This window comes from Vreelandella hamiltonii, assembly GCF_014651795.1.
Lineage (GTDB): Bacteria > Pseudomonadota > Gammaproteobacteria > Pseudomonadales > Halomonadaceae > Vreelandella > Vreelandella hamiltonii.
On the sequence record NZ_BMXO01000033.1, the window covers coordinates 1 to 1217 of the forward strand.

The following is a 1217-nucleotide window of genomic DNA, read 5'->3' on the forward strand; positions in this document are numbered from 1 at the left end:
AACCCTGATCCAGCCATGCCGCGTGTGTGAAGAAGGCCCTCGGGTTGTAAAGCACTTTCAGTGAGGAAGAACGCCTGGTGGTTAATACCCATCAGGAAAGACATCACTCACAGAAGAAGCACCGGCTAACTCCGTGCCAGCAGCCGCGGTAATACGGAGGGTGCGAGCGTTAATCGGAATTACTGGGCGTAAAGCGCGCGTAGGTGGCTTGATAAGCCGGTTGTGAAAGCCCCGGGCTCAACCTGGGAACGGCATCCGGAACTGTCAAGCTAGAGTGCAGGAGAGGAAGGTAGAATTCCCGGTGTAGCGGTGAAATGCGTAGAGATCGGGAGGAATACCAGTGGCGAAGGCGGCCTTCTGGACTGACACTGACACTGAGGTGCGAAAGCGTGGGTAGCAAACAGGATTAGATACCCTGGTAGTCCACGCCGTAAACGATGTCGACCAGCCGTTGGGTGCCTAGCGCACTTTGTGGCGAAGTTAACGCGATAAGTCGACCGCCTGGGGAGTACGGCCGCAAGGTTAAAACTCAAATGAATTGACGGGGGCCCGCACAAGCGGTGGAGCATGTGGTTTAATTCGATGCAACGCGAAGAACCTTACCTACTCTTGACATCCTGCGAACTTGTGAGAGATCACTTGGTGCCTTCGGGAACGCAGAGACAGGTGCTGCATGGCTGTCGTCAGCTCGTGTTGTGAAATGTTGGGTTAAGTCCCGTAACGAGCGCAACCCTTGTCCTTATTTGCCAGCGCGTAATGGCGGGAACTCTAAGGAGACTGCCNCAGCGCGTAATGGCGGGAACTCTAAGGAGACTGCCGGTGACAAACCGGAGGAAGGTGGGGACGACGTCAAGTCATCATGGCCCTTACGAGTAGGGCTACACACGTGCTACAATGGTCGGTACAAAGGGTTGCCAACTCGCGAGAGTGAGCCAATCCCGAAAAGCCGATCTCAGTCCGGATCGGAGTCTGCAACTCGACTCCGTGAAGTCGGAATCGCTAGTAATCGTGGATCAGAATGCCACGGTGAATACGTTCCCGGGCCTTGTACACACCGCCCGTCACACCATGGGAGTGGACTGCACCAGAAGTGGTTAGCCTAACGCAAGAGGGCGATCACCACGGTGTGGTTCATGACTGGGGTGAAGTCGTAACAAGGTAGCCGTAGGGGAACCTGCGGCTGGATCACCTCCTTAAACGATGTCTTCCCCTCGCGG

Annotated in this window: 1 rRNA gene; it reads left to right on the plus strand. The window is 55.7% G+C overall.

The features are described 5' to 3' along the window. Positions 1-1196 (plus strand): 16S ribosomal RNA (locus IE061_RS17885); the annotation flags it as partial. Positions 1197-1217: the final 21 nt, after the last annotated feature.